The sequence below is a fragment of the Pseudomonas sp. Z2-11 genome, from assembly GCF_054161305.1.
This window is the reverse complement of sequence record NZ_CP096395.1, coordinates 1,266,941-1,291,909: the sequence shown is the minus strand read 5'-3', so window position 1 is coordinate 1,291,909 and position 24,969 is coordinate 1,266,941. Positions and strand designations below refer to the sequence as shown.

Annotated in this window: 25 protein-coding genes and 1 tRNA gene; 11 read left to right on the top strand and 15 right to left on the bottom strand. The window is 61.3% G+C overall.

All coding sequences use genetic code 11. The features are described from left to right. Positions 1-238: 238 nt before the first annotated feature. The 6 genes from gcvH (at position 239) to M1E16_RS05610 (ending at position 7,396) form a co-directional block, all read left to right on the top strand. Entirely contained in the window at positions 239-622 is a 384-nt protein-coding gene (gene gcvH / locus M1E16_RS05635; RefSeq protein WP_434561638.1) for a glycine cleavage system protein GcvH, read from the top strand. Positions 623-633: 11 nt separating this feature from the next. Further along, positions 634-3,483 carry an aminomethyl-transferring glycine dehydrogenase gene (gcvP, locus tag M1E16_RS05630; protein WP_458129391.1) on the top strand — a complete coding sequence of 950 codons (2,850 nt, stop codon included), beginning with the start codon at positions 634-636 and terminating at the stop codon, positions 3,481-3,483. Between the two features lie 191 nt (positions 3,484-3,674). Then, positions 3,675-5,051, top strand: coding sequence for an L-serine ammonia-lyase (locus M1E16_RS05625; RefSeq protein WP_434695691.1), 1,377 nt, complete (start codon positions 3,675-3,677; stop codon positions 5,049-5,051). 31 nt (positions 5,052-5,082) lie between these two features. Then, complete coding sequence (gene gcvT / locus M1E16_RS05620; protein ID WP_458129390.1) at positions 5,083-6,207, top strand: glycine cleavage system aminomethyltransferase GcvT; 1,125 nt, start codon at positions 5,083-5,085, stop codon at positions 6,205-6,207. Between the two features lie 393 nt (positions 6,208-6,600). Next, positions 6,601-6,813: a cold-shock protein gene (locus tag M1E16_RS05615; protein ID WP_003227496.1), complete on the top strand. Its 213-nt coding sequence runs from the start codon at positions 6,601-6,603 to the stop codon at positions 6,811-6,813. A 94-nt stretch (positions 6,814-6,907) separates the two neighbouring features. Further along, positions 6,908-7,396, top strand: coding sequence for an RDD family protein (locus M1E16_RS05610; RefSeq protein WP_458129389.1), 489 nt, complete (start codon positions 6,908-6,910; stop codon positions 7,394-7,396). Positions 7,397-7,612: 216 nt separating this feature from the next. Here M1E16_RS05610 and nadA read toward each other — a convergent pair whose 3' ends face one another. Beyond that, on the bottom strand, positions 7,613-8,671 hold the full coding sequence (nadA, locus tag M1E16_RS05605) for a quinolinate synthase NadA (protein ID WP_305496382.1): 1,059 nt from the start codon (positions 8,669-8,671) through the stop codon (positions 7,613-7,615). Between the two features lie 316 nt (positions 8,672-8,987). On the opposite strand from nadA, the gene M1E16_RS05600 reads away from it, so the two are divergent. From M1E16_RS05600 to M1E16_RS05580, 5 genes are all read left to right on the top strand, one after another. Beyond that, entirely contained in the window at positions 8,988-10,730 is a 1,743-nt protein-coding gene (locus tag M1E16_RS05600; RefSeq protein ID WP_458129388.1) for a copper resistance system multicopper oxidase, read from the top strand. A 10-nt stretch (positions 10,731-10,740) separates the two neighbouring features. Then, entirely contained in the window at positions 10,741-11,643 is a 903-nt protein-coding gene (locus tag M1E16_RS05595; protein WP_434695697.1) for a copper resistance protein B, read from the top strand. A gap of 52 nt (positions 11,644-11,695) precedes the next feature. After that, positions 11,696-12,082: a copper homeostasis periplasmic binding protein CopC gene (copC, locus tag M1E16_RS05590; RefSeq protein ID WP_458129387.1), complete on the top strand. Its 387-nt coding sequence runs from the start codon at positions 11,696-11,698 to the stop codon at positions 12,080-12,082. A 55-nt stretch (positions 12,083-12,137) separates the two neighbouring features. Next, a complete protein-coding gene (gene copD / locus M1E16_RS05585) occupies positions 12,138-12,998 on the top strand; it encodes a copper homeostasis membrane protein CopD (protein WP_458130283.1) in 861 nt (286 codons plus the stop codon). 271 nt (positions 12,999-13,269) lie between these two features. Then, positions 13,270-14,457 (top strand): cyanate transporter, encoded by a 1,188-nt coding sequence (locus tag M1E16_RS05580; RefSeq protein WP_458129386.1) that lies wholly within the window; start codon positions 13,270-13,272, stop codon positions 14,455-14,457. A gap of 95 nt (positions 14,458-14,552) precedes the next feature. Here M1E16_RS05580 and M1E16_RS05575 read toward each other — a convergent pair. From M1E16_RS05575 to M1E16_RS05510, 14 genes are all read right to left on the bottom strand, one after another. Next, positions 14,553-14,628 (bottom strand) — tRNA-Lys (locus tag M1E16_RS05575). Positions 14,629-14,691: 63 nt separating this feature from the next. Then, positions 14,692-15,384 carry a 7-cyano-7-deazaguanine synthase QueC gene (gene queC / locus M1E16_RS05570; protein ID WP_305496390.1) on the bottom strand — a complete coding sequence of 231 codons (693 nt, stop codon included), beginning with the start codon at positions 15,382-15,384 and terminating at the stop codon, positions 14,692-14,694. Position 15,385: 1 nt separating this feature from the next. After that, complete coding sequence (queE, locus tag M1E16_RS05565) at positions 15,386-16,033, bottom strand: 7-carboxy-7-deazaguanine synthase QueE (RefSeq protein WP_434602956.1); 648 nt, start codon at positions 16,031-16,033, stop codon at positions 15,386-15,388. A gap of 166 nt (positions 16,034-16,199) precedes the next feature. Continuing rightward, entirely contained in the window at positions 16,200-17,033 is an 834-nt protein-coding gene (ybgF, locus tag M1E16_RS05560; protein ID WP_434569627.1) for a tol-pal system protein YbgF, read from the bottom strand. Positions 17,034-17,039: 6 nt separating this feature from the next. After that, complete coding sequence (pal, locus tag M1E16_RS05555; protein ID WP_003178634.1) at positions 17,040-17,537, bottom strand: peptidoglycan-associated lipoprotein Pal; 498 nt, start codon at positions 17,535-17,537, stop codon at positions 17,040-17,042. Between the two features lie 52 nt (positions 17,538-17,589). After that, entirely contained in the window at positions 17,590-18,891 is a 1,302-nt protein-coding gene (gene tolB, locus M1E16_RS05550) for a Tol-Pal system beta propeller repeat protein TolB (protein WP_370870988.1), read from the bottom strand. Continuing rightward, on the bottom strand, positions 18,888-19,967 hold the full coding sequence (gene tolA, locus M1E16_RS05545; protein WP_186611664.1) for a cell envelope integrity protein TolA: 1,080 nt from the start codon (positions 19,965-19,967) through the stop codon (positions 18,888-18,890). The genes tolB and tolA overlap by 4 nt, the downstream gene beginning before the upstream one ends. Continuing rightward, the gene (tolR, locus tag M1E16_RS05540; protein WP_162254906.1) at positions 19,967-20,419 is read right to left on the bottom strand and encodes a protein TolR; all 453 of its coding nucleotides are present in this window, start codon (positions 20,417-20,419) and stop codon (positions 19,967-19,969) included. The genes tolA and tolR overlap by 1 nt, the downstream gene beginning before the upstream one ends. Before the next feature lie 23 nt (positions 20,420-20,442). Beyond that, positions 20,443-21,138 carry a protein TolQ gene (gene tolQ, locus M1E16_RS05535; protein WP_305496399.1) on the bottom strand — a complete coding sequence of 232 codons (696 nt, stop codon included), beginning with the start codon at positions 21,136-21,138 and terminating at the stop codon, positions 20,443-20,445. Beyond that, positions 21,128-21,595, bottom strand: coding sequence for a tol-pal system-associated acyl-CoA thioesterase (gene ybgC / locus M1E16_RS05530; RefSeq protein WP_434695703.1), 468 nt, complete (start codon positions 21,593-21,595; stop codon positions 21,128-21,130). The genes tolQ and ybgC overlap by 11 nt, the downstream gene beginning before the upstream one ends. A gap of 128 nt (positions 21,596-21,723) precedes the next feature. Then, positions 21,724-22,785, bottom strand: coding sequence for a Holliday junction branch migration DNA helicase RuvB (gene ruvB, locus M1E16_RS05525; RefSeq protein WP_458129385.1), 1,062 nt, complete (start codon positions 22,783-22,785; stop codon positions 21,724-21,726). After that, entirely contained in the window at positions 22,786-23,394 is a 609-nt protein-coding gene (ruvA, locus tag M1E16_RS05520) for a Holliday junction branch migration protein RuvA (protein ID WP_434569629.1), read from the bottom strand. Positions 23,395-23,509: 115 nt separating this feature from the next. After that, the gene (gene ruvC / locus M1E16_RS05515) at positions 23,510-24,034 is read right to left on the bottom strand and encodes a crossover junction endodeoxyribonuclease RuvC (protein WP_305496403.1); all 525 of its coding nucleotides are present in this window, start codon (positions 24,032-24,034) and stop codon (positions 23,510-23,512) included. 152 nt (positions 24,035-24,186) lie between these two features. Next, a complete protein-coding gene (locus M1E16_RS05510) occupies positions 24,187-24,933 on the bottom strand; it encodes a YebC/PmpR family DNA-binding transcriptional regulator (protein WP_458129384.1) in 747 nt (248 codons plus the stop codon). Between the last annotated feature and the right edge of the window lie 36 nt (positions 24,934-24,969).

Genomic DNA, 24,969 nt, shown 5'->3' with positions numbered 1-24,969 from the left:
GCCGTCAGCCTGCGCAGCGTAAGGCTCTGATCCCATAACGATTTTATCCGGCCCAGGCACTGTAGCGATTTCGCTACAGGGCGAAAGTTTATCGTCGCGCGAAGATTCTTCAACTTATTGATAAATAAAGGATTTTGTATATTGGCCACGTTCTTGCTAAGGCTTTAGCTATTCGGCCGGGCCAAGCCCCGCGCCTTTCTTCGCGTCCACCAGACGAAATCTGGCCCCAGGAGTTTCCATGAGCGAGTTGCGTTTTACTGAAGATCACGAATGGCTGCGCACCGAAGCAGACGGCAGCGTCACCGTAGGCATTACCGCCTTCGCGCAGAACGCATTGGGCGACGTGGTTTTTGTGCAACTGCCTGAATTGCAGTCCTACGCCAAGGGCGACGAAGCCTCCACGGTTGAATCGGTGAAAGCCGCCAGCGGTGTGTACATGCCCCTCGATGGTGAAGTACTTGAAGTGAACGACAAGCTCGGCGACAGCCCGGAACTGGTCAACGAAGATCCGCTGGGCGACGGCTGGTTCTTCCGCTTTAAACCGACCGACGCCGACGCAGTGGCTAAGCTGTTGGATCAAGACGCCTACGATCGCCTGATCAAAGCCAACGCCGAAGCCTGAGGAGCCACGACATGACCGTAAATCTCGGCACCGCCAACGAATTCATCGCCCGTCATATCGGCCCTCGGGCCAGCGACGAGCAAGCCATGCTCGAGCGCCTGGGTTTCGACTCCCTGGAAGCCCTCAGCGCCAGCGTCATCCCGGAAAGCATCAAGGGCACCAGCGTGCTGGACATGGGCGACGGCCAGAGCGAAGCCGATGCACTGGCCTCGATCAAGGCCATCGCCGGCAAGAACCAGCTATTCAAGACCTACATCGGCCAGGGTTACTACAACTGCCACACCCCAGCGCCGATCCTGCGCAATCTGCTGGAAAATCCGGCCTGGTACACCGCCTACACCCCGTACCAGCCGGAAATTTCCCAGGGCCGTCTCGAAGCGCTGCTGAATTTCCAGACCTTGATCAGCGACCTCACCGGCCTGCCGATCGCCAACGCCTCGCTGCTCGACGAAGCCACCGCCGCTGCCGAAGCCATGACCTTCTGCAAGCGCCTGAGCAAGAACAAGGGCAGCAATGCCTTCTTCGCCTCCCGCCATTGCCACCCGCAGACCCTCGACGTGCTGCGCACCCGTGCCGAGCCCCTGGGTATCAACGTGGTGGTCGGTGATGAACGCGAACTGAGCGACGTCAGCGGCTTTTTTGGCGCACTGTTGCAATACCCGGCCAGCAACGGTGACCTGTTCGACTATAGCGAGCTGACCGAACGTTTCCACGCCGCCAATGCCCTGGTGGCCGTCGCGGCTGACCTGCTGGCCCTGACGCTACTGACCGCTCCCGGTGAATTCGGTGCAGACGTGGCCATCGGCAGCGCCCAGCGCTTCGGCGTGCCACTGGGTTTCGGCGGCCCGCACGCGGCGTATTTTTCCACCAAGGATGCGTTCAAGCGCGACATGCCGGGCCGTCTGGTCGGCGTTTCCGTAGACCGTTTCGGCAAGCCGGCCCTGCGCCTGGCGATGCAGACCCGCGAGCAACACATCCGCCGCGAGAAAGCCACCAGCAATATCTGCACCGCCCAGGTGCTGCTTGCCAACATCGCCAGCATGTACGCTGTGTATCACGGTCCCAAAGGCCTGGTGCAGATTGCCAACCGCATCCACCACCTGACCGCGATCCTCGCCAAGGGCCTGGGCGCGCTGGGCCTGAGCGTCGAGCAAGAGAGCTTCTTCGACACACTGACCCTGCACACCGGCGCACAGACTGCCGCCCTGCACGACAAGGCGCGCGCTCAACGCATCAACCTGCGCGCGGTGGATGCAGAGCGCCTGGGCCTGTCCCTGGACGAGACCACCAGCCAGGCTGATATCGAGGCATTGTGGAGCCTGTTGGCCGACGGCAAGGCCCTGCCGGACTTCGCCTCCCTCGCCGCCAGCGTGCAAAGCCGCATCCCGGCCGAACTGGTGCGCCAATCGGCGATCCTCAGCCACCCGGTGTTCAACCGCTACCATTCCGAAACCGAGCTGATGCGTTACCTGCGCAAGCTCGCCGACAAGGACCTGGCCCTGGATCGCACCATGATCCCGCTGGGTTCCTGCACGATGAAACTCAACGCAGCCAGCGAAATGATCCCGGTGACCTGGGCCGAATTCGGCGCCCTGCACCCGTTCGCCCCGGCCGAGCAGAGCGCCGGCTACCAGCAATTGACCGACGAGCTGGAAGCGATGCTCTGCGCCGCCACCGGCTATGACGCGGTGTCGCTGCAACCCAACGCCGGTTCCCAAGGTGAATACGCTGGCCTGCTGGCAATCCGCGCCTACCACCAGAGCCGTGGCGAAGACCGTCGCGACATCTGCCTGATCCCGTCCTCCGCCCACGGCACCAACCCGGCCACCGCCAACATGGCCGGCATGCGCGTGGTCGTGACCGCGTGCGATGCCCGTGGCAACGTCGACATCGAAGACCTGCGCGCCAAGGCCATCGAGCACCGCGAACACCTCGCCGCGCTGATGATCACCTACCCGTCCACCCACGGCGTGTTCGAAGAAGGCATCCGCGAAATCTGCGGCATCATTCATGACAACGGCGGCCAGGTATACATCGACGGCGCCAACATGAACGCCATGGTCGGACTCTGCGCCCCAGGCAAGTTCGGCGGCGACGTGTCGCACCTGAACCTGCACAAGACCTTCTGCATCCCTCACGGCGGTGGCGGCCCGGGCGTCGGCCCGATCGGCGTCAAGTCGCACCTGGCACCGTTCCTGCCCGGCCATGCGAACATGGAGCGCAAGGAAGGCGCGGTATGCGCGGCGCCGTTCGGCAGTGCGAGCATTTTGCCGATCACCTGGATGTACATCCGCATGATGGGCGGCGCCGGCCTCAAGCGCGCCTCGCAACTGGCGATCCTCAACGCCAACTACATCGCCCGTCGCCTGGAAGAGCACTACCCGGTGCTCTACTCCGGCAGCAACGGCCTGGTAGCCCACGAATGCATCCTCGATTTGCGTCCGCTCAAGGACAGCAGCGGCATCAGCGTCGATGACGTCGCCAAGCGCCTGATCGACTTCGGCTTCCACGCCCCGACCATGTCGTTCCCGGTGGCCGGCACATTGATGATCGAGCCGACCGAAAGCGAATCCAAGGAAGAACTGGACCGCTTCTGCGACGCCATGATCTGCATCCGTGAAGAAATCCGCGCGGTGGAGAACGGCAGCCTCGACAAAGACGACAACCCGCTGAAAAACGCCCCGCACACCGCGGCGGAACTTGTCGGCGAGTGGACTCACCCCTACAGCCGCGAACAGGCCGTTTACCCGGTGGCGTCGTTGATCGAAGGCAAATACTGGCCGCCGGTGGGCCGGGTCGACAACGTGTTCGGCGACCGCAACCTGGTCTGCGCCTGCCCGTCGATCGAAAGCTACGCTTGACCATGAAGGGGCGGGCTAGCTCGCCCCTCTTTCAATAACACCGCCTATCCCTTGTGGGAGCGGGCTTGCTCGCGAAGGCGGTGTATCAGTCAACATCTATCTGGCTGACACACCGCCTTCGCGAGCAAGCCCGCTCCCACAAGGGGATCTACGCCAATCTCGAACTCATAAAAAGAAACCGGAGAAACACCATGTCGTTAAGCGTGTTCGACCTGTTCAAGATCGGCATCGGCCCTTCCAGCTCCCACACGGTTGGCCCGATGCGTGCCGCGGCCCGGTTCGTCGAAGGTCTGCGCCGTGATGACCTGCTCAAGACCACTGCCAGCGTCAAAGTCGAGCTGTATGGCTCCCTCGGTGCCACCGGCAAGGGCCATGGCAGTGACAAGGCCGTGCTGCTGGGCCTGGAAGGCGAGCACCCGGATACCGTGGACACCGAAACAGTCACCGCCCGGCTCCAGGAGATTCGCAGCAGCGGTCGCCTGAACCTGCTCGGCGAACACCCCATCGAATTCAACGAAAAACTGCACCTGGCGATGATCCGCAAACCGTTGGCCTTCCACCCCAACGGCATGATCTTCCGCGCCTTCGATGCCGCCGGGTTGCAAGTGCGCAGCCGCGAGTATTACTCGGTAGGCGGCGGCTTTGTGGTGGACGAAGGCGCCGCCGGTGCCGACCGCATCGTCGAGGATGCAACACCGCTGACCTTCCCGTTCAAGAGCGCCAAGGACCTGCTCGCCCATTGCACCACTTACGGCCTGTCCATCAGCCAGGTGATGCTGACCAACGAAAGTGCCTGGCGCCCCGAAGCCGAAACCCGCGCCGGCCTGCTGAAGATCTGGCAGGTCATGCAGGATTGCGTGGCGGCCGGCTGTCGCAATGAAGGGATCCTGCCGGGCGGGCTGAAGGTCAAGCGACGGGCCGCCGCGCTGCATCGCCAGCTGTGCAAGAACCCCGAAGCGGCATTGCGTGATCCGTTGTCCGTGCTCGACTGGGTCAACCTGTATGCCTTGGCCGTCAACGAAGAAAACGCCTACGGCGGACGCGTTGTCACCGCGCCTACCAACGGCGCGGCAGGCATCGTTCCGGCCGTACTGCATTACTACATGCGCTTCATTCCCGGGGCCAACGAGGATGGCGTGGTGCGGTTCCTGCTGACGGCCGCCGCCATTGGCATCCTCTACAAGGAAAACGCTTCCATTTCCGGCGCCGAAGTCGGCTGCCAGGGCGAAGTCGGCGTGGCCTGTTCCATGGCGGCCGGCGCACTGTGCGAAGTCTTGGGCGGCACCGTGCAACAAGTGGAAAACGCCGCCGAAATCGGCATGGAACACAACCTCGGCCTGACCTGCGACCCCATTGGCGGCCTCGTCCAGGTGCCCTGCATCGAGCGCAACGCCATGGGCTCGGTGAAAGCCATCAACGCGGTGCGCATGGCCATGCGCGGCGACGGGCATCACTTCGTCTCCCTCGACAAAGTCATCCGCACCATGCGCCAGACCGGCGCCGACATGAAAAGCAAATACAAGGAGACCGCCCGCGGCGGTCTGGCGGTCAACATCATCGAATGCTGATGCGCGCCACTTTCATTTTCCAGGAGCTGATATGTCCACCGAACAATTGTTGAAAACCCCGCTGCACGCGCTGCACCTTGAGCTGGGCGCGCGCATGGTGCCATTTGCCGGCTACGACATGCCCGTGCAATACCCGCTGGGCGTCATGAAAGAACACCAGCACACCCGTGATCAGGCCGGGCTGTTCGATGTGTCCCACATGGGCCAGATCCGCCTGACCGGCGCCGATGCCGCCAAAGCCCTGGAGACACTGGTGCCGGTGGACATCATCGACCTGCCGGTGGGCATGCAGCGCTACGCCATGTTCACCAACGATAACGGCGGCATCCTTGACGACCTGATGGTCGCCAACCTGGGCAATGACGAACTGATCCTGGTGATCAACGCCGCCTGCAAGCATCAGGACCTGGCCCACCTGCAAGCGAAAATCGGCGACCGGTGCAGCATCGAACCGCTGTTCGAAGCCCGCGCCCTGCTCGCCTTGCAAGGCCCGGCCGCCGTCAGCGTACTCGCGCGCCTGGCGCCGGACGTGGCGAAAATGACCTTCATGCAGTTCCAGCGCGTCACGCTGCTGGGCGTGGATTGTTTTGTCAGTCGTTCGGGCTACACCGGCGAAGACGGTTTCGAGATTTCCGTGCCGGCCGCCGACACAGAGAAACTCGCCCGTGCCCTGCTGGCCGAACCGGAAGTCGCGGCCATTGGCCTCGGTGCCCGCGACTCCCTGCGCCTGGAAGCCGGCCTGTGCCTTTATGGCCACGACATGAACACCGAAACCACGCCGATCGAAGCCAGCCTGCTCTGGGCCATTTCCAAAGTACGCCGTGCCGACGGTGCCCGCGCCGGTGGGTTCCCCGGGGCTGAGACCATCTTCGCCCAACAACAGAGCGGCGTCAGCCGCAAACGCGTCGGCCTGCTGCCCCAGGAACGCACACCGGTGCGCGAAGGCGCGGAGATCGTCAACGAAGCTGGCGAGAACATCGGCACCGTATGCAGCGGCGGTTTCGGCCCGACGCTGGGCGGTCCGTTGGCGATGGGCTATCTGGACAGCGCCTACGTGGCATTGGATACACCGGTCTGGGCCATTGTGCGTGGGAAAAAGGTGCCCATGCTTGTAAGCAAAATGCCATTTGTTGCACAGCGCTACTACCGTGGTTGATTGGCTGTTTCTATAAGTAACGCGGTTGCGTTAAACGTGCACTAATGTGTAACGCAACCGCCATAAAAAGGTGCATGTTTGATATTCAACCGGGCTTATAACGTCGCGGAACTATCGGACTAGCCTTTCGAATAAGCCTTCCCCAGCGAAACATCTAAATCGCCAGCAAGCTGAGCAAATCCGGGCCCTTGAGGGGGGTTGTTTTTTCATCGGAAGTTGGCGTAGAGTTTCGTCACTGTGTTTGCATGGGTCGCTTGGATCGTGACCTGGGCAGTAGCCTACGAAGTTAGCTACATCCCGTTCGACGTCATCTTACTTTCCTGCAACCCAGCCCCAGTACTCTTTCGCGTTGAAAGAGGCTGTCATTAATTTAGCGTCAAGGAAATTAAGAAAATGTCTACTCGTCAGAGCGGTACCGTCAAGTGGTTCAACGACGAAAAAGGTTTTGGTTTCATCACCCCTGAAAGCGGTCCGGACCTGTTCGTGCACTTCCGCGCCATCCAGGGCAACGGCTTCAAGAGCCTGAAAGAAGGCCAGAAAGTCACTTTCGTCGCTGTGCAGGGCCAGAAAGGCATGCAGGCTGACGAGGTTCAAGCCGAGGCCTGAGGCTTTCGCAAACTAAAAAGCCCCTGATTGATATCAGGGGCTTTTTTATGGGCGCAAATCCGTAAAATGGCTTCTTTTTTCAGCCGAGGCCGTCATGCCGAAACACCTGCTCACTCCCCAGGGCGATTTCCCCCCCGTCGGCCTGGGCCGTCGCCTGGCAGCGATGTTTTATGACTTCCTGCTGTGCACGGCGCTGCTGATCGTGACCGGCGGCGTCTACAAGATGATCCAGATGGCGATCCTCGGCGAAGAAAAGATGCGCGCCCTCACCGACGCCGGAGCGCTGGACGGTGACCCGCTGCTGTCCACCGTGTTGCTTTTTGTGCTGTTCGGTTTCTTCGCCAAGTTCTGGACCCACAACGGCCAGACCCTGGGCATGCAAGTCTGGTGTATTCGCGTGCAGAACGCCGATGGCACGGCCATCAGCCTGTGGCAGGCGCTGTTGCGGTTCGTGGTGTCGATTGCGTCGTTGCTGCTGCTGGGGCTGGGTTTCATCTGGGCGCTGTTCGACAAGCGCAAGCGCGGCTGGCATGACATCTACTCGGATACGCAGCTGGTGCGGATTCCCAAGAAGACCAAGTAAAGGAACAACCACTGGTCTCGTGGCGAGGGAGCTTGCTCCCGCTCGGCTGCGCAGCAGTCGTAAAAGGCCTGTTTGGTTTACCTGAAGATATGCGGTGCTGGCAGGAGGGGGCTGCTTCGCAGCCTAGCGGGAGCAAGCTCCCTCGCCACGAAGGTTTCTCAGGTCTCAATACCTCTCAAAGCTTCAAGCCCTTCAGAGGTCTCAAGACTCCAGGAATCAAGCATTCCCCGCCAATTTCATCCGCGCTGCCTGGGTGAAGTCCAGCATACGCTTGAGCGGGCGGATGGCCTGAGGGATCAAGGCCGGGTCGACAAAGATTTCGTTGCTGCCATCCTTCAGCGCCTGGAGCGTGCGCTCCAGGGTGTTCATCGCCATCCACGGGCAATGCGCGCAACTGCGGCACGCCGCGCCGTTGCCAGCCGTAGGGGCTTCGATGAAGACTTTGTCGGGGCACAGCTGCTGCATCTTGTAGAAGATGCCGCGGTCGGTGGCGACGATCAGCGTCTTGTTCGGCAAGCTTTGCGCCGCAGCGATCAACTGACTGGTGGAGCCCACGGCATCCGCCAGCTCGATCACCGAGGTCGGCGACTCCGGGTGCACCAGGATCGCGGCGTCCGGGTACAGCGCCTTCATGTCTTCCAGTTGCTTGGACTTGAACTCCTCGTGGACGATGCAGGCACCGTCCCAGAGCAGCATGTCGGCGCCGGTCTTGCGCTGGATGTAGGTGCCCAGGTGCTTGTCCGGGCCCCAGATGATCGTCTCGCCGTTGTCCATCAGGCTCTCGACGATCTCCAGCGCGCAGCTGGACGTCACGACCCAGTCGGCCCGGGCCTTTACCGCCGCCGAAGTGTTGGCGTAGACCACCACGGTGCGCTCCGGATGCTGGTCGCAGAACGCCGAGAACTCATCCACCGGGCAGCCCAGGTCCAGGGAGCAGGTGGCTTCCAGGGTCGGCATCAGCACGCGTTTTTCAGGATTGAGGATCTTCGCGGTCTCGCCCATGAACTTGACCCCGGCCACCACCACAGTCTTGGCCGGATGGGCGTTGCCGAAGCGGGCCATTTCCAGGGAGTCGGAAACACAGCCCCCAGTCTCCTCGGCCAGGGCCTGGATGATCGGGTCACAGTAGAAATGCGCAACCAGCACCGCGTCCTGAGCCTTGAGCTCGGCGGCGATGGCGGCGCGGTACCAGGCTTCTTGCTCGGCCGTCAGCGGCTTGGGCTGCTTGGCATCGAGGTGGGCCTGGACCAGAAGGCGTTCGGAAATCTGCGTCATGTTCGCAAGACCTATGGGCGCGTTTTGCGCGAAAGTCGAGTATACACCCGGCTCCGGACCACTCGGGTACCGCCGGGAAAGTGGGTATCAATCAGGCACGGGACAGCATGAAGCCGGCAAGGCTACAGAATATCCCGCCGTTGCAAAAGATCATTCTGACCTGTGCCCGGCCACTGCAACGCACCCGTTCCCTCGTGGTGCCAAGCTGACTGAAATGTAATCACCCGCCGCGTCCGGCTGTGTCATCTTCTTTTCAACCCGCACAGGGGCCTGCCCCTGTGCCAGCTTTGAATCGAGCGATGGATTTTCAAACGTCATGCAATCGAAAACTTCCCGGCGAACCTTCGTCAAGGGCCTGACTGCCGGCGGCATCCTTGGTGGCCTGGGCTTGTGGCGCTCGCCCGTCTGGGCGATTGCCAGCCCGGGCCAGCCCAACGTACTGAGCGGCACCGAGTTCGACCTGTTCATCGGCGAAAGCCCGGTCAATTTCACCGGCAACCCGCGCACCGCCCAGACCATCAACGGCGGTATCCCCGGGCCGTTGCTGCGCTGGCGGGAGGGCGACACCGTGACCTTGCGCGTACGCAATCGCCTGCAAGACAGCACTTCGATCCATTGGCACGGCATCCTCCTGCCGGCCAACATGGACGGCGTCCCCGGGCTGAGCTTCAAAGGCATCGAGCCCGGCGGCCTGTATGTCTACCAGTTCAAGGTCCGGCAGAACGGCACCTATTGGTACCACAGCCATTCCGGCTTCCAGGAGCAATCCGGGGTCTATGGCCCACTGGTCATCGACGCCAGGGAACCCGAGCCTTTCCAGTACGAGCGGGACTACGTGGTCATGCTCACCGACTGGAGCGATGAGGACCCCACCCAAATCATCCGCAAGCTGAAGAAACAATCGGACTACTACAACTACAACAAACGCACGGTCGGCGACTTCATCGACGATGTCGGCAAGAACGGCTGGGCCGCCACCGTGGCCGATCGCAAGATGTGGGCCGAGATGAAGATGAATCCCACCGACCTGGCCGACGTCAGTGGCGCCACCTATACCTATCTCATGAACGGCCAGGCACCGGACATGAACTGGACCGGCCTGTTCAAGCTGGGTGAACGCATCCGCTTGCGTTTTATCAATGGCTCGTCGATGACCTATTTCGATGTGCGTATCCCCGGCCTGAAAATGACCGTCGTGGCCTCTGATGGCCAGTACGTCAAACCGGTGAGTGTCGATGAGTTCCGAATCGCCGTGGCGGAAACCTACGACGTCATCATCGAGCCGACGCAGCAAGCCTACACCCTGTTCGCCCAGTCCATGGACCGCACCGGCTACGCCCGCGGCACCCTCGCGACCCGGGCCGGATTGGCGGCGCCGGTTCCGCCCCTGGACCCTCGGCCACTGGTGACCATGGACGACATGGGCATGGCCGACATGGAGCACGGATCGATGCAGGGCATGGACCATAGCCAGATGCAGGGCATGGATGACATGACCGGCATGGACCACGGCACCATGCCAGGTATGGGCGGGATGCAAACCCATCCCGAAACGGAGAACGACAATCCGTTGGTTGACATGCAGGCCATGAGCGTCAAACCCAAGCTCGACGACCCAGGCATGGGCCTGCGCAACAATGGCCGCAAAGTGCTGACCTACGCGGACCTGCGCAGCACCTTTGGCGACCCCGACGGCCGCGAGCCGGGCCGCACGATCGAGCTGCACCTGACCGGGCACATGGAAAAATTCGTCTGGTCGTTCAACGGCGTGAAGTTCAGCGACGCCGCTCCGCTGCTGCTCAAGTACGGCGAGCGCCTGCGCATCGTCTTGATCAACGACACCATGATGACCCACCCCATCCACCTGCATGGCATGTGGAGCGACCTGGAAGACGAAAACGGCCAGTTCATGGTGCGCAAGCACACCATCGACGTACCGCCCGGTTCCAGGCGCAGCTATCGGGTGACTGCCGACGCGCTTGGCCGCTGGGCCTATCACTGCCACCTGCTGTTTCATATGGAAATGGGCATGTTCCGCGAAGTCCGGGTACAGGAATGAGGAGCCGACCATGATCAGCCTGTTTAAATCCCCCACCCTGCCCGTGGCTGTGCTTGCCCTCGGCACCAGCCTGTCAGCTTGGGCAGCAAGCGACACGATGCAAGGCATGGATCACAGCCAGATGCCGGGTATGGACCACAGCCAGATGCAAGGCATGGACTCGATGCAGGGCATGGATTCCATGCAAGCCGCGCCCACCAGCAGTCGCACACCGATCCCTGAACTGACCGCCGCTGACCGCGCCGCCGTCTATGAAGACCATGGTGGCCATGCGGTGCACGACAGCGCCATCAACTCATTCTTCCTGATCGACCAGTTGGAGTGGCAAGACGCCGATGACGGCAGCGCCCTTAGCTGGGATGCCTCCGGCTGGATCGGCGGCGACATCGACCGCTTGTGGCTGCGCTCTGAAGGCGAGCGCACCCATGGCAAGACCGAAGAAGCCGAACTCCAGGCCCTCTGGGGCCATGCCATCAGCCCTTGGTGGGATGTGGTGGCCGGCGTGCGCCAGGACTTCAAGCCAGGCGACTCACAGACCTGGGCAGCATTCGGCGTACAAGGCATGGCGCTGTACAACTTCGAAGCCGAGGCCACCGCCTTCATCGGTGAAGATGGCCAGAGCGCGGCGCGCCTGGAGGGCGACTACGACATTCTGCTGACCAATCGGCTGATTCTGCAGCCCACCGCCGAAGCCAACTTCTACGGCAAGAATGACCCTGATCGGGGCGTCGGCTCGGGATTGTCCGACACCGAAGTGGGGCTGCGGCTGCGCTACGAAATCCGCCGTGAGTTCGCCCCGTACGTTGGCGTGACCTGGAACCGCGTCTACGGCAACACCGCCGACTACGCCCGGGACGAAGGCGAAGACCGCAGCGAGGCACGCCTGGTCGTAGGTGTGCGCCTGTGGTTCTGAGGCATTGGCCCTGCTCCATCAATCACTGAAAAACAAGCTGTAGGAGTCCTGCATGTCATTCATCAAAACCGCTGTCATGGCCGCCGCGCTGTCCACCGGCCTGTTGGCCAGTGGCCTGGCCCAGGCCCATCCGAAACTGCTGTCCTCCAGCCCCGCCGAAGGCGCTGAGGGGGCATCGCCAGTGAAGATCGAGCTGCACTTTTCCGAAAATCTCGTGACCCAATTTTCCGGCGCCAAGCTGATTATGACCGGGATGCCCGGCATGTCGGCGCACGCACCAATGCCCGTGCCAGCCAAGGTTTCCGGCAGCGATGATCCGAAAACCATGGTCATTACTCCCCATGCGCCTCTCACCGCCGGCACCTACCAGGTGCAGTGGCGCGCGGTATCGTCAGACACGCACCCGATCACCGGCAATATCACGTTCAAGGTGAAGTGAGTTGACGAGCGACTCGATCAACATCGCGCTGCGCTTTGCCCTGTACCTGGATCTGATGTTGCTGTTCGGCCTGGCTGCGTTTGGCCTTTACAGCCTGCGAGGTCGGGAGCGGGTGTCAGGCGCGGTGTTGCCTTTCGCGTCGTTGCTGGCGACCACGGCCGTGCTTGGGATGTTGCTCTCCCTGGGCGCCATGGCGTGCATGACCTGGGCCATGAGCGGAGCTTCGGAGTGGGCGGAGCTGTGGCCGCACTTCGAAATGATGGTGCTGGAAACCGATGTCGGTCTGAGCTGGACGCTGCGAATGGCGGCGTTGTTGCTGGCCGGTTTCGCCGTGACGCTTGATAGCCGCTCGCCAACCGTCAGCCTGGTCCTGGCCATGCTGGGCGGAGCCGTGGCTCTGGCGACGCTGGCCTGGGCGGGGCACGGCGCCATGGACGAAGGCGCACGCCGCAGCTGGCATTTCATCAGCGACTTCCTGCACCTGTGGGCAGCGGGTGGCTGGGTCGGAGCCTTGGCCGCGTTTGCCCTGCTGCTTCGGCAGGCCGAACCTCAGCTGGCGGTACTGGCCCGGACCTTGAGCGGATTTGCCACGGCCGGTGCGGTAATTGTGGCAGTCATCGCGGTGACAGGAGTCGCCAATTATCTGTTCATCGTCGGTCCGAACGTCGCGGGGTTACTCGACAGCACCTATGGTCAGCTGCTGATGCTGAAACTCGGCCTGTTCCTGGCCATGCTGGGGTTCGCCGCGCTGAACCGTTTTCACCTGGGCCCGCTGCTGGAACAGGCCCGACAGACCGGCGAGCACCGAGCCGCGGTGAGGGCCCTGCGGCGCAGCATGCTGCTGGAGCTTTGTGTAGCGGTGATTATCCTGGGATTGGTGGCGTGGCTGGGGACGTTAAGCCCAGGGATAGGATAGAACCCCTCTCACGGCACTCACCGAACCCGTGGCGAGGGAGCTCGCTCCCGCTGGGGGCGAAGCCGCCCCAAAACCGCCGCACTCGGTCCACCAGATGCATCGCGTCCATTCTTTTTCAGGTCTGCTTCGCAGCCCAGCGGGAGCAAGCTCCCTCGCCACGAAGGGCAACTGCGTGCGGAATTTGATTATTCGATAAGCTCCGCCGTTTTTCAGTTTGCCCAAAGCAGGCCACCGCAGCCTAAATGTGCTTCGTCTTAGCCAAGGCCCTGTCATGGAAAACAACCAGATCTTGAGCACCCGCGCCGTCTGGCTGATGGTCAGTATCGTGCTGGTAGCGCTGAACCTGCGGCCCTCGATGGCCGCGGTCGGGCCGCTGCTGTCAGCCATTCGCGACGAGGTGCCCCTGAGTTTCAGCAGCGCTTCACTGCTGACCATGCTGCCCGTCATGGCGATGGGCGTGGCCATGTTCCTGGGCATGCGCATCGCCCTGCGCATCGGTGAACACCGTACCGTCGTCCTGTCGCTGCTGATCATTGGTATCGCCACGGCATCGCGCTTGTATCTGGACAGCACCGTCGGGTTGGTCACCAGCGCGGTGGTGGCCGGGCTCGGAATCGCCTTGATCCAGGCCGTGATGCCGGCACTGATCAAGGCGCGCTTCGCCGACAGCGTCTCGCTGCTGATGGGCTTGTATGTCACCTCAATCATGGGCGGCGCGGCGCTTGCCGCCTCGTTTTCACCCTTTATCCTGGCGCAGACCGGCAGTTGGCGCATCGGCCTGGCGATCTGGGCCTTGCTGGCGCTGGTCGCCTTGGGCTGCTGGTGGGTCCAACGCTGGAGCGTCACGCCCCTGCCCCAAGCCGCATCCCAACGCCACCAAGCGTTTTTCGGCAACGCCCGAGCCTGGCTGCTGGCGATTTTTTTTGGCTTGGGCACCGCCTCTTATACCTGCGTATTGGCCTGGCTGGCCCCGTATTACGTGGAAAAAGGCTGGAGCGAACAGCACGCCGGCCTGCTGCTGGGATTTCTCACGACGATGGAGGTGTTGTCCGGCCTCATCACTCCGGCGATCGCCAACCGCAGGCAGGACAAACGTAAAATCCTGATCGTTCTGCTGGTCATGATCATGGCCGGCTTCTGCGGTCTGATTCTCAATCCGGAGCGCCTCAGCCTGTTATGGCCGAGCCTGTTGGGGCTGGGTATCGGCGGGCTGTTCCCCATGAGCCTGATCGTCTCCCTCGATCACCTGGACAACCCACGCCGCGCCGGGGGGCTCACTGCATTCGTGCAGGGCATCGGCTACCTCATCGCCGGGCTGTCGCCGCTGATTGCCGGGATGATCCGTGACCGACTGGGAAGTTTCGAATGGGCTTGGTGGTCGCTCGTGGCGGTCATCGCGCTGATGATCGGGATGGCGTTGCGGCTCGATCCCAGGCATTACGCCCGGCACATCCTGTAATCGGCCGGATTCGCTCGATCACTTTCCTGCGGGCAAAAAAAAATCCGGAAATCCTCACTTACGTGGGCCTTCCAGACTTTTAAAACTACAGAAAATGGTGGGTCGTGTGGGATTCGAACCTACGACCAATTGGTTAAAAGCCAACTGCTCTACCAACTGAGCTAACGACCCTCTGTGTGGTGGCGCGTATAATACTGATTTCTAAGGACTATTCAACACTTAATTTGAAATAAATCAAAAATAAGGGGTTGGATCGCTTACGCCGGCTGCCGCGAAGCCTTCAGCACGCAGACGGCAGCTGTCGCACTTGCCACAAGCACGCCCTTGATCATCGGCCTGATAGCACGAGACGGTAAGGCCGTAGTCCACGCCCAGCTTCACCCCCGCCTTGACGATGTCAGCCTTGCTGAGATTTTGCAGCGGCGCCTGGATACGGAAGCCTTGCCCTTCTACACCGGCCTTGGTCGCCAGGTTGGCCATACGCTCGAAGGCTTCGACGAACTCCGGGCGGCAATCCGGATAACCGGAATAATCCACCGCATTGACACCAATGAAGATGTCACGCGCCCCCAGTACTTCGGCCCAGCCCAACGCCAGGGACAGGAACACGGTATTGCGCGCCGGCACGTAGGTCACCGGAATCCCCTCGCTCGGTGCTTCGGGTACGTCGATGGAACTGTCGGTCAACGCCGAACCGCCGATGCCGTTGAGGTTCAGGCCGATCACCTTGTGTTCGATTACACCCAGGTCTCGTGCCACTCGCTCGGCAGCATGCAGTTCGGCACGGTGGCGCTGGCCATAATCGAAGCTCATGGTGTAGCAGCGATAACCTTCGGCACGGGCCATCGCCACGACGGTCGCCGAGTCCAGGCCACCGGACAGCAGGATGACGGCACGTTTTTCAGAAGTGGTTGATTGTTCAGTCATGTCAGCGCCCCGGCTCGTCGTTCCAAAGATATTTATGCAGCTGCAATTGCAGGCGCACCGGCAAATTGTCCGCTACCACCCAGTCGGCCAGATCCCGGGCGTTCAGGTCATGGTGACTCGGCGAGAACAATACCTCGCCGGCGCGCTGATCGAGTCCGTACTGGATCAGCTTGGACACCGCCCAGTCGTAATCTTCCCGCGAACAGATAACAAATTTGACCTGGTCGTTGGACGTCAACAGCTCCATGTTCTCGTAGCGGTTACGATGCGCCTCCTTCGAACCCGGGGTCTTCAGGTCCACGACACGACTGACGCGCGGATCGACAGCCGAGATATCCAAGGCGCCGCTGGTCTCCAGCGAGACCTCATAGCCGGCATCGCACAGTCGCTTGAGTAAAGGGATGGCATTGGGTTGTGCCAATGGCTCACCGCCAGTGACGCAAACATAGCGCGGACGAAAACCTGCGACTTGTTCAACGAGGTCATCGAGGGTGCGCAAGGTACCGCCGCTGAAGGCGTAGGCGCTGTCGCAGTATTGGCAACGCAGCGGGCAACCGGTGAGGCGCACAAAAACAGTGGGCAACCCGGCCGTCCGCGTTTCACCCTGCAACGAGTAAAAAACTTCGGTAATTCTCAATGTGTCTTGCATAGTCGCCACGGGCGTAACAGCTAAACAGGCTGTCCGCCTCCGTCAGGCACTTCAAGCAACCCCGCCAACGCGTAGATCCCAGGAAGCGTGTTTCAGAAAAAGGGCGTGAATTCTAACGAAAAAACCCGCGACAGGCGCGGGTTTCTTCAAAACGGGTCAAACGGCCTTACATGCGTTGCAGATCGCGCTGGGCCAACTGAGCGGCGGAGGTGCCCGGATATTGGGCCACCACCTGCTGCAGAATGCCTTTTACCTTGTCGGTATGACCGAGGCGGCGCTCGACATCAGCGAGCTTGTACAGCGAATCCGGCACTTTGGCATGCTTGGGATACAGCTGCGAGACCTTGGCGAACGCCTGGCCGGCGCCTTGCAGGTCGCCCTTGGCCAGGTTCACTTCGCCCAGCCAGTATTGGGCATTACCCGAATACTGACTGTTGGGGTATTTACGCAGGAAAGCGCCGAAGGCTTGGCTGGCCTTGTCGAAATCCTTGGCTTTGATCAGGTCGAAGGCCGCATCGTAATAGAGCTTTTCCTTCGCCGGGTCAGCCGGCTCGCCACCGGCGGCAGGTGCTGCCGGGGCACTCGCCCCAGCGCCTGCGGCTGCACCGGGGGCGTTCAAGTCGCCACCGGCTGGAGAATTCTCAGGAGTCGCGGCAGGTGCAACGCCGGTTCCTATGCGCCGATCAAGATCCTGGTATCGCTCCAGGTTTTCCTGCTTCATGCGCGATACTTCGTTTTGCAGAACTTCAATCGCGCCTTGCTGGCGTGAAAGTTGATCCTGCATTTGCTGCAGTTGGTTGAACAGCTCGCCCTGTGCCGAGACAGGGGCCGAAACCCCTCCCCCGGCATAGGCGCCGTTCGTACCGTAACCTGCAGGCGGATAACTGCTCCCGCTATTGTTATAGCCGGCATCGTTATCGACCACAGGAACCGCAGCCCACGCCGCAAGCGGCGCGAGGCTGAGAGCCAGAACAGTTACAGCACGACGGCACGTTCGCATGACGAATTACTTACGCAGTTCGACGCGACGGTTTTGAGCCCAGGACTGCTCGTCGTTGCCGGTAGCAACTGGACGCTCTTCGCCGTAGGAAACCAGTTCCAGCTGAGCTGGGGAAACACCTTGCAGTACCAGGTAGCGCTGAACGGCTTTCGCACGACGCTCGCCCAGTGCCATGTTGTACTCACGAGTACCACGTTCGTCGGTGTTGCCTTCCAGAACAACGCGAGCGCCGTTTGCTTTCAGGTCTTTGGCGTGAACGTCCAGAGCGCGCATGGCTTCTGGCTTCAGGTCCGAGCTGTCGTATTCGAAGTAGAAGGTGGTGATTGCGCGCAGAGCAGCTTCTTCGCTCAGGGAGCCATCAACTGCACCAGTGTTAGCGCCGTAACCAGCGTTTGGATCAACAGCGCCTTCACCGGCGTTGTCGCCGCCTTTGGACGAGCAACCTACAGCTACAGCCATGGCCAGAGCCAGCGCAGCAAATTTACCAAACTTCAGCATTTCCATCGTGAAACTCCTAATGAACCCCAGTGTGTTAAGTAAAACGTATTGCGCCGCGTCAGTTCAGGTAAGGGGACCAGGACGGTTCTCTGACTTCGCCTTGAGCGGTAGGAAGCGGGAGCCTCACGCGTCCATTAATGGACACGAGCATCAAGACTCCCCGGCCCTGCTGGCGGGTGGCGTAGATTACCATGGTGCCGTTGGGCGCAACAGTAGGTGACTCGTCCAGAGTGCTATCAGTGAGGATTTTTACGCTACCGCGCTGCAAATCCTGGGCCGCCACCTTGAAATTGGTGAAACCGTCCTGGCGATGGATCATTACCAGAGTCTTTTCGTCCGCCGAAAGTTTAGGGTTGGCATTGTAGTTACCGACGAACGTCACGCGCTCGGCACCACCGCCACCGGCGCTGGTCTTGTAGATCTGCGGCTTGCCGCCACGGTCCGAGGTGAAGTAGATGGTCGAGCCATCCTTGCCCCAGAACGGTTCGGTGTTGATGCCCGGGCCGTTGGTCACGCGGGAGATCGAGCGTGAAGCCAGGTTCATCACGTAGATGTCCGGATTGCCATCCTTGGACAGCACGAACGCCAGCCGCGTACCGTCGGGCGACCAGGCAGGCGCGCCGTTCAGGCCTTCGAAGTTGGTGATCTGCTCGCGGCGACCGGTGTCGATGTGTTGAACGAAGATGCGCGGGCGCTTCTGTTCGAACGACACATAGGCGATGCGCTTGCCATCTGGGGCGAAACGCGGCGACAGGATCGGCTCGCGCGATTGCAGCAGGGTCACCGCGCGGGCGCCGTCATAGTCGGAGCGCTGCAGGGTGTAGCGGGTATTTTTCTCGGAGAAGCGTTCGGCGGTCACGTAGAGCATGCGGGTCGAGAACGCGCCCTTGATGCCGGTAAGTTTCTCGAACGACTGGTCGGCGATGTAGTGGGACATGTCACGCAACTGGTCAACGCTGCCCGACACGCTGCCGGTCAGCACTTGCTGCTCGGTGGCGACGTTGAACAGGGCGTACTGCACCTGCAGGCGGCCACCGGCCGGAACGATGCTGCCGACCATGATGTACTGGGCGCCAAGAGCCTTCCAGTCGCGGTAGATGACTTCGCTGGCCTGGGTCGGCAGGCTGATCATGTTCTGCTTGGGAATCGGCGCGTAGTAGCCCGAGTTTCGCAGGTCGTTGCCGATGATTTCCGCCATGTCGTCCGGCAGGACGCTGCCGCCCTGCCAACCGAACGGAACGACGGCGATCGGGGTCGCACGGTCGCTGCCGCTGGTGACCAGGATGTTCTTTTCCTCTGCTACCGCTATCCCTGCCAGGCAGCAGATAACGACAAGCATTGATCGAAGAAGGTTTCTCACAAGGCTAGATCCTCAGGTGTGAATGTCATCTTGAACGAACGATAGGGAGCAAAATCGCTCGGCTTCATTCCTTGCATTTCCGTCAATCGCCCAATGTTCTTGACCGCCGCGACCGCCGAAGCGTCGAACGGACCATCGCCACTGGACTTGGCCACGCTGACCGAGGTAACCGTACCGTCGGGCAACATGCCGATTTGTAATACTACCGTCATGCCTTTGCGCGCCGAAGGAGGACGAGCCCAGCCTTCCGCCGCTCGGGCGCGAATCAGATCGTCGAAGCTGCCGGCGACTTCATCGCCCTGCTCGTCGGCCAAGGCCTGCTGACGCTCCGGCGTGTCGGAAAGCAAATCTGCCAGGGCCTGGGCCTTTTTCTCTTCGGCGGATTTACGCGCTGCGTCCTGGGCCTTCTTCTTGGCGGCGTCGGCGGCGGCTTTCTTCTTCGCGTCTTCGGCGACTTTCTTTTTCGCCTCTTCAGCTTCAGCTTTCTTCTTGGCGTCTTCGGCCGCTTTTTTCTTCGCGTCCTCGACAATCTTTTTCTTCGCTTCTTCAGCGGCCGCTTTCTTGGCCTCTTCTTCAGCGGCTTTCTTGGCTTCTTCTTCGGCTTTCTTCTTGGCTATATCAGCCAATTGTTTCTCTTCTGCCTTTTTCGCTTCGGCGGTTTTCTTCGCCTCGTCGGCTTTCTTGGCTTCGTCGGCCTTTTTGGCCTCGTCCGCTTTTTTCGCCTCATCGGCCTTCTTGGCTTCTTCGGCCTTTTGAGCAGCTTCCTCTTTCTTTTGTTCCGCTGCTCTCACCGCTTCCTGCTCGACCTTCTTCTGCTCCATCTGCTCGACTTCGGTCTGGCGCGCGGCGGATTTCTTCGCCTCGCCGGCAAGCTTCTGGTTGGTCTGCGTGGTGGCCTGGCTTTTCGATTTGAGCTGGTACAGGGTCGCCTGCACGATCGGCTTGGCCGGCGGCAGCTCCGGGGTCATGGCAAAACTGACGAACAGCATGCCGAATACCAGCACATGCAGGCCGATCGCCAGGACACTAGGCCAGAAGTAGCTTTCCGAGGCGGACGGCTCTCGCTGTTGCTGCATCAGGGCGCCTCGGTGATCAAGCCAACATTACCGACCCCGGCTTTCTGCAGGCCGCCCATGGCGCCCATCACGGCACCGTAGTCGACGGTCTTGTCGCCGCGAATGAAGACCTGGGTGCGCTTGCCGTTGCTGTTGCCGGCATTGATGATCTTGGTCACCGCATCGGTCATCTGCGGCAGGGTCATGGCCCGGTCCTGCTGCTTCTCGGTGTCGACTTCGCTGCCAAGGTTCCAGTAATAGGTCTTGTCGGCCTTGATCGAAATGGTCAGGACCTGGGTGTTGTTGTCCTGCGGCAAGGCTTCGCTGGAAACCTTGGGCAGATCGACCTTCACGCCCTGATTGAGCATCGGCGCGGTCACCATGAAGATGACCAGCAGCACCAACATCACGTCGATGTAGGGCACCACGTTCATCTCGGCAACCGGCTTGCGCTTGTTTCGGGCTCGAGCGATTAAAGCCATCGGGAAATACCTGCTTATTCTTCGCTGGTGTGCACTTTGCGGTGCAGGATCGCCTGGAATTCATCGGCGAAGGTGTAGTAACGGCTGGTCAGCGTTTCGCTGCGAGCCGCGAAGCGGTTGTAGGCGATCACGGCCGGAATCGCCGCGAACAGGCCGATGGCGGTGGCGATCAGCGCCTCGGCGATACCCGGGGCTACGGTGGCCAGCGTCGCCTGCTGGGCGGAAGCCAAGCCACGGAACGAGTTCATGATCCCCCACACGGTACCGAACAGGCCGATGTACGGGCTGACCGAACCGACGGTAGCCAGGTACGGCAGGCCCTGTTCGAGTTTTTCTTCCTCGCGGGATATGGCGACGCGCATGGCGCGGGCCACACCTTCCATCACCGCTTCAGGGTCTACGCCCGGCTGCTGGCGCAGACGGGAGAATTCCTTGAAGCCGGCACGGAAGATCTGCTCGACGCCGGAATCCGGGTCCGGATTGCTGCCGGCCTGGCGATAAAGTTTGGACAGGTCGATGCCGGACCAGAAGCGCTCTTCGAAGCTCTCCAGGGCACGGCGACCGGCACGCAGCATGTTGCTGCGCTGAAAAATCATGATCCATGAGGTCACCGATGCGGCTACCAGGATCAGCATTACCAGTTGCACCACGACGCTGGCATTGCTGACCAGGCTCCACATGGAGGAATGGTCGACGACGTTAGCTTCCACGCTTTATCTCCTGCTCTGAGTGTGTACCCGCGCCGCTCACGCCGGCAAAGGCCGCGCGTAAAGCTTCGGGAATGGCCCGGGGTTTCAAACTATGGGTGCGCACACAGGCCACCAAAAACTGCCCTTCGCAGAGCAGCACATTATCCACAGCCCGCCTGACCTGCTGCTTGAAGCGCAGGCTGACGCGGTTCAATTCGATGACATCGGCAGTCACCACCAGCTCGTCGTCCAGTCGCGCCGGCGCGTGGTAGCGCGCTTCGCTGGAATGCACGACGAATAACAGGTCCTCCCCTGCCAGCGCGGATTGGGCAAAACCCAGTTCCCGCAGCCGTTCGGTTCGAGCCCGTTCCATAAACTTGAGGTAATTGACGTAGTAAACGATGCCGCCGGCATCGGTGTCCTCGTAATAAACGCGACAGCGATGTGCGAACGACTCAAGCCCGTTTTGCGCGCGCATACTCTAGTGCTTACTCCTCGGATTGCCAATCCGGCCAGGCAACTGTTTTTTCATTCTTGAACGCATTGACGCTCCAGGCGTGGTCTGGGACAGCACGAAGCGGAAAAAAGTCGGGATACAGAGCGGGTTCAATCGTCCACCGCATCGAGAAATTCGTCTACCACCGGCATCTCACCCATTCGTGTCGGGATGTTTAAGCCGAAGTGCAGATAAGCATGACGGGTCACCACGCGTCCGCGGGGCGTGCGCATGATATAGCCCTGCTGGATCAGGTACGGTTCCAGCACGTCCTCGATGGTGTGGCGCTCTTCGCTGATGGCGGCCGCCAGGCTGTCCACGCCCACCGGGCCACCGTCGAATTTCTCGATCATGGTCAGCAGCAGGCGCCGGTCCTGGTGGTCGAAGCCGCGCTCGTCGATGTCCAGCAGGTTCAAGGCCAGGTCGGCGATCGGCTTGGTGATGTGCCCCTTGGCCCGCACTTCGGCAAAGTCGCGGACCCGACGCAGGAGGCGGTTGGCGATCCGCGGCGTCCCCCGCGCCCGACGAGCGATCTCATAGGCGCCGTCAGGGTCCAGGGGCAGCCCGAGGATGCCCGCCGAGCGGCTGACAATCGTCGCCAGGTCGGAGTTGTTGTAGAACTCCAGGCGCTGGACGATACCGAACCGGTCGCGCAGCGGGTTGGTCAGCATCCCGGCGCGGGTGGTGGCGCCCACCAAGGTAAAGGGTGGCAGGTCCAGCTTGATGGAGCGCGCCGCCGGCCCTTCGCCGATCATGATGTCGAGCTGGAAATCTTCCATGGCCGGGTACAACACTTCCTCGACGATCGGCGACAGCCGATGGATTTCGTCGATGAACAGCACATCATGCGGCTCAAGATTGGTCAGCAGCGCCGCCAGGTCGCCCGGCCGTTCGAGAACCGGGCCGGACGTGCTCTTGATCGACACGCCCATTTCCTGGGCAATGATATTGGCCAGGGTGGTCTTGCCCAGGCCCGGCGGGCCGAAGATAAGTGTGTGGTCCAGCGACTCGCTGCGCCCGCGGGCCGCCTGGATGAACAGCTCCATCTGCTCGCGCACGGTCGGCTGGCCAATGTAATCGGCGAGGCTGACGGGACGAATCGCACGGTCCTGGATTTCCTCGCGGTCACGGGGCGCGCCCGTGGCGGCGATCAGACGATCGGCTTCAATCACTTAAATCATTCCCTTCAGGGCGCGGCGAATCATGTCTTCGGTACTCAAGCCTTTTTCCTTGATCGCGGAGATCGCCTTGCTGGCTTCCTGCGGCTTGTAGCCCAGGGAAATCAGCGCGGTGACCGCATCGTTTTCAGCGCTGACCGCCGGCATCGGCGCATCCGGCTGGTTCGGTACCAGGGCGAACATTGCCGGCACCGTTTCCCAGGCCTTGAAGCGATCCTTGAGCTCGACCAACAGGCGCTCGGCGGTTTTCTTGCCGACCCCCGGCACCTTGGTCAGGGCCGAGGTGTCCTGGGATTGCACGCAACGAATCAGCTCATCGACTTCCAGGCTGGACATCAAGGCCAGCGCCAGCTTCGGGCCGACGCCATTGAGCCGGATCAGCTCGCGAAAGAAATCCCGCTCGCGCTTGGCGAAGAAACCATAGAGTAACTGCGCATCTTCACGCACGACCAGATGAGTGTGCAGCGTCAGTGGCTCACCGACCGACGGCAAGCGATACAGGGTGGTCATGGGTACTTCCAGCTCATAACCGAGGCCGTTTACATCCAGAATCAGGTGCGGCGGCTGTTTTTCAGCCAGGGTGCCGCGCAAGCGTCCAATCACGTTTCAGATCCTTGGGCGTTGGCCAGCCCGCTGGCTGGCGAATAACAGCCCAGGCAGGAAGGCCGACGACACAGGCGCAACTTGCATGGGCTGATGAATGAATGCGCTGATGCTATCAGAGACGCAGGCGCCCGCCACGACTGCGTGCGCTTCCCAGACCATGAGGCAGCAGGCTGGAACGGGTATGCGCATGGCAAATGGCGATGGCCAGGGCGTCGGAGGCGTCGATCTGCGGCTTGCTGACCAGTTTCAACAGGTGCATCACCATCATCTGCACCTGTTCCTTGTTTGCCGCGCCGGTGCCTACCACGGCCTGCTTGACCTGGGTCGCGGTGTATTCGGCGATCTCCAGGTTTTCCTCGGCGCCGGCCACAATGGCCGCGCCGCGGGCCTGCCCCAGCTTCAGGGCGGAATCGGCGTTGCGGGCCATGAAGACCTTTTCGATGCCCATGGTCACCGGGCCGTAGGTCTGGATGACTTCGCGCACGCCGCGGTAAACGATCTGCAAGCGCTCGTGCAACTCGCCCGCACCGGTGCGGATACAGCCGGAAGCAACGTACACGCAGCCACGCCCGGTATCGCGAACCACGCCGTAGCCGGTGATGCGCGAACCGGGGTCGATACCAAGGATTAAAGTCATAACGCCTGCGGCTTGAAGGAGGTTACCTGGAACGGTGGGAGCGAGCCTGCTCGCGAAGAGGCCGTCACATCCGACATGAATGTCGGCTGATACAGCGCATTCGCGAGCAGGCTCGCTCCCACCCTGGCACTCATGCTATTGGATAAAGACCATCAGCCCAGTTGCTCAGCCACCGACTCCGGAATATCGGCGTTGGAATAAACGTTCTGCACATCGTCCAGGTCTTCAAGCATGTCGATCAGCTTGAGCACCTTCTCGGCGCCTTCCAGGTCGAGTTCGGCACTGGTGGTCGGCTGCATGACGATTTCCGCGTCGACCGGCTTGAAGCCGGCCGCTTCCAGGGCATTACGCACGGAGTAGAAGCTGGCGAACGAGGTGAACACGTCGAACGAACCGTCTTCGTGGCTGACCACGTCATCGGCATCGGCTTCCAGCGCCGCTTCGGTCAGCGCATCTTCATCGATGCCTGGCGCGAAGCTGATCTGCCCCTTGCGCTCGAACAGATAAGCCACCGAACCGTCGGTTCCCAGGTTGCCACCGCATTTGCTGAACGCATGGCGCACGGCCGCAGCGGTGCGGTTGCGGTTGTCGGTCATGCACTCGACCATGACCGCCACGCCGCCCGGGCCGTAGCCTTCATAGGTCAGCTCTTCGACATTGTCGGCCTCGGTGGCACCCGCGCCACGGGCAATGGCCCGGTCGATGATGTCGCGGCTCATGTTCGCGCCCAGTGCCTTGTCCAAGGCGAGGCGCAAGCGCGGATTGGAACCCGGATCGCCGCCACCCTGGCGGGCCGCGACCGTCAGCTCACGGATCCACTTGGTAAATATCTTGCCCCTCTTGGCATCCTGACGTTCTTTGCGGTGCTTGATGTTCGCCCACTTGGAATGACCTGCCATAACTCGCTCCGGTTTTTCTTTGAAACATTGCCCGCC

Coding starts and splice junctions, on each gene's coding strand:
- queE (WP_434602956.1), bottom strand. CDS start 16,033: ATGCAAGACACATTGAGAATTACCGAAGTTTTTTACTCGTTGCAGGGT.
- ybgC (WP_434695703.1), bottom strand. CDS start 21,595: ATGCGCGCGCAAAACGGGCTTGAGTCGTTCGCACATCGCTGTCGCGTT.
- gcvH (WP_434561638.1), top strand. CDS start 239: ATGAGCGAGTTGCGTTTTACTGAAGATCACGAATGGCTGCGCACCGAA.
- copC (WP_458129387.1), top strand. CDS start 11,696: ATGTCATTCATCAAAACCGCTGTCATGGCCGCCGCGCTGTCCACCGGC.
- M1E16_RS05600 (WP_458129388.1), top strand. CDS start 8,988: ATGCAATCGAAAACTTCCCGGCGAACCTTCGTCAAGGGCCTGACTGCC.
- ybgF (WP_434569627.1), bottom strand. CDS start 17,033: ATGCGAACGTGCCGTCGTGCTGTAACTGTTCTGGCTCTCAGCCTCGCG.
- M1E16_RS05615 (WP_003227496.1), top strand. CDS start 6,601: ATGTCTACTCGTCAGAGCGGTACCGTCAAGTGGTTCAACGACGAAAAA.
- M1E16_RS05625 (WP_434695691.1), top strand. CDS start 3,675: ATGTCGTTAAGCGTGTTCGACCTGTTCAAGATCGGCATCGGCCCTTCC.
- M1E16_RS05595 (WP_434695697.1), top strand. CDS start 10,741: ATGATCAGCCTGTTTAAATCCCCCACCCTGCCCGTGGCTGTGCTTGCC.
- gcvT (WP_458129390.1), top strand. CDS start 5,083: ATGTCCACCGAACAATTGTTGAAAACCCCGCTGCACGCGCTGCACCTT.
- M1E16_RS05580 (WP_458129386.1), top strand. CDS start 13,270: ATGGAAAACAACCAGATCTTGAGCACCCGCGCCGTCTGGCTGATGGTC.
- tolA (WP_186611664.1), bottom strand. CDS start 19,967: ATGCAGCAACAGCGAGAGCCGTCCGCCTCGGAAAGCTACTTCTGGCCT.
- ruvC (WP_305496403.1), bottom strand. CDS start 24,034: ATGACTTTAATCCTTGGTATCGACCCCGGTTCGCGCATCACCGGCTAC.
- gcvP (WP_458129391.1), top strand. CDS start 634: ATGACCGTAAATCTCGGCACCGCCAACGAATTCATCGCCCGTCATATC.
- pal (WP_003178634.1), bottom strand. CDS start 17,537: ATGGAAATGCTGAAGTTTGGTAAATTTGCTGCGCTGGCTCTGGCCATG.
- nadA (WP_305496382.1), bottom strand. CDS start 8,671: ATGACGCAGATTTCCGAACGCCTTCTGGTCCAGGCCCACCTCGATGCC.
- M1E16_RS05510 (WP_458129384.1), bottom strand. CDS start 24,933: ATGGCAGGTCATTCCAAGTGGGCGAACATCAAGCACCGCAAAGAACGT.
- M1E16_RS05610 (WP_458129389.1), top strand. CDS start 6,908: ATGCCGAAACACCTGCTCACTCCCCAGGGCGATTTCCCCCCCGTCGGC.
- queC (WP_305496390.1), bottom strand. CDS start 15,384: ATGACTGAACAATCAACCACTTCTGAAAAACGTGCCGTCATCCTGCTG.
- copD (WP_458130283.1), top strand. CDS start 12,138: ATGTTGCTGTTCGGCCTGGCTGCGTTTGGCCTTTACAGCCTGCGAGGT.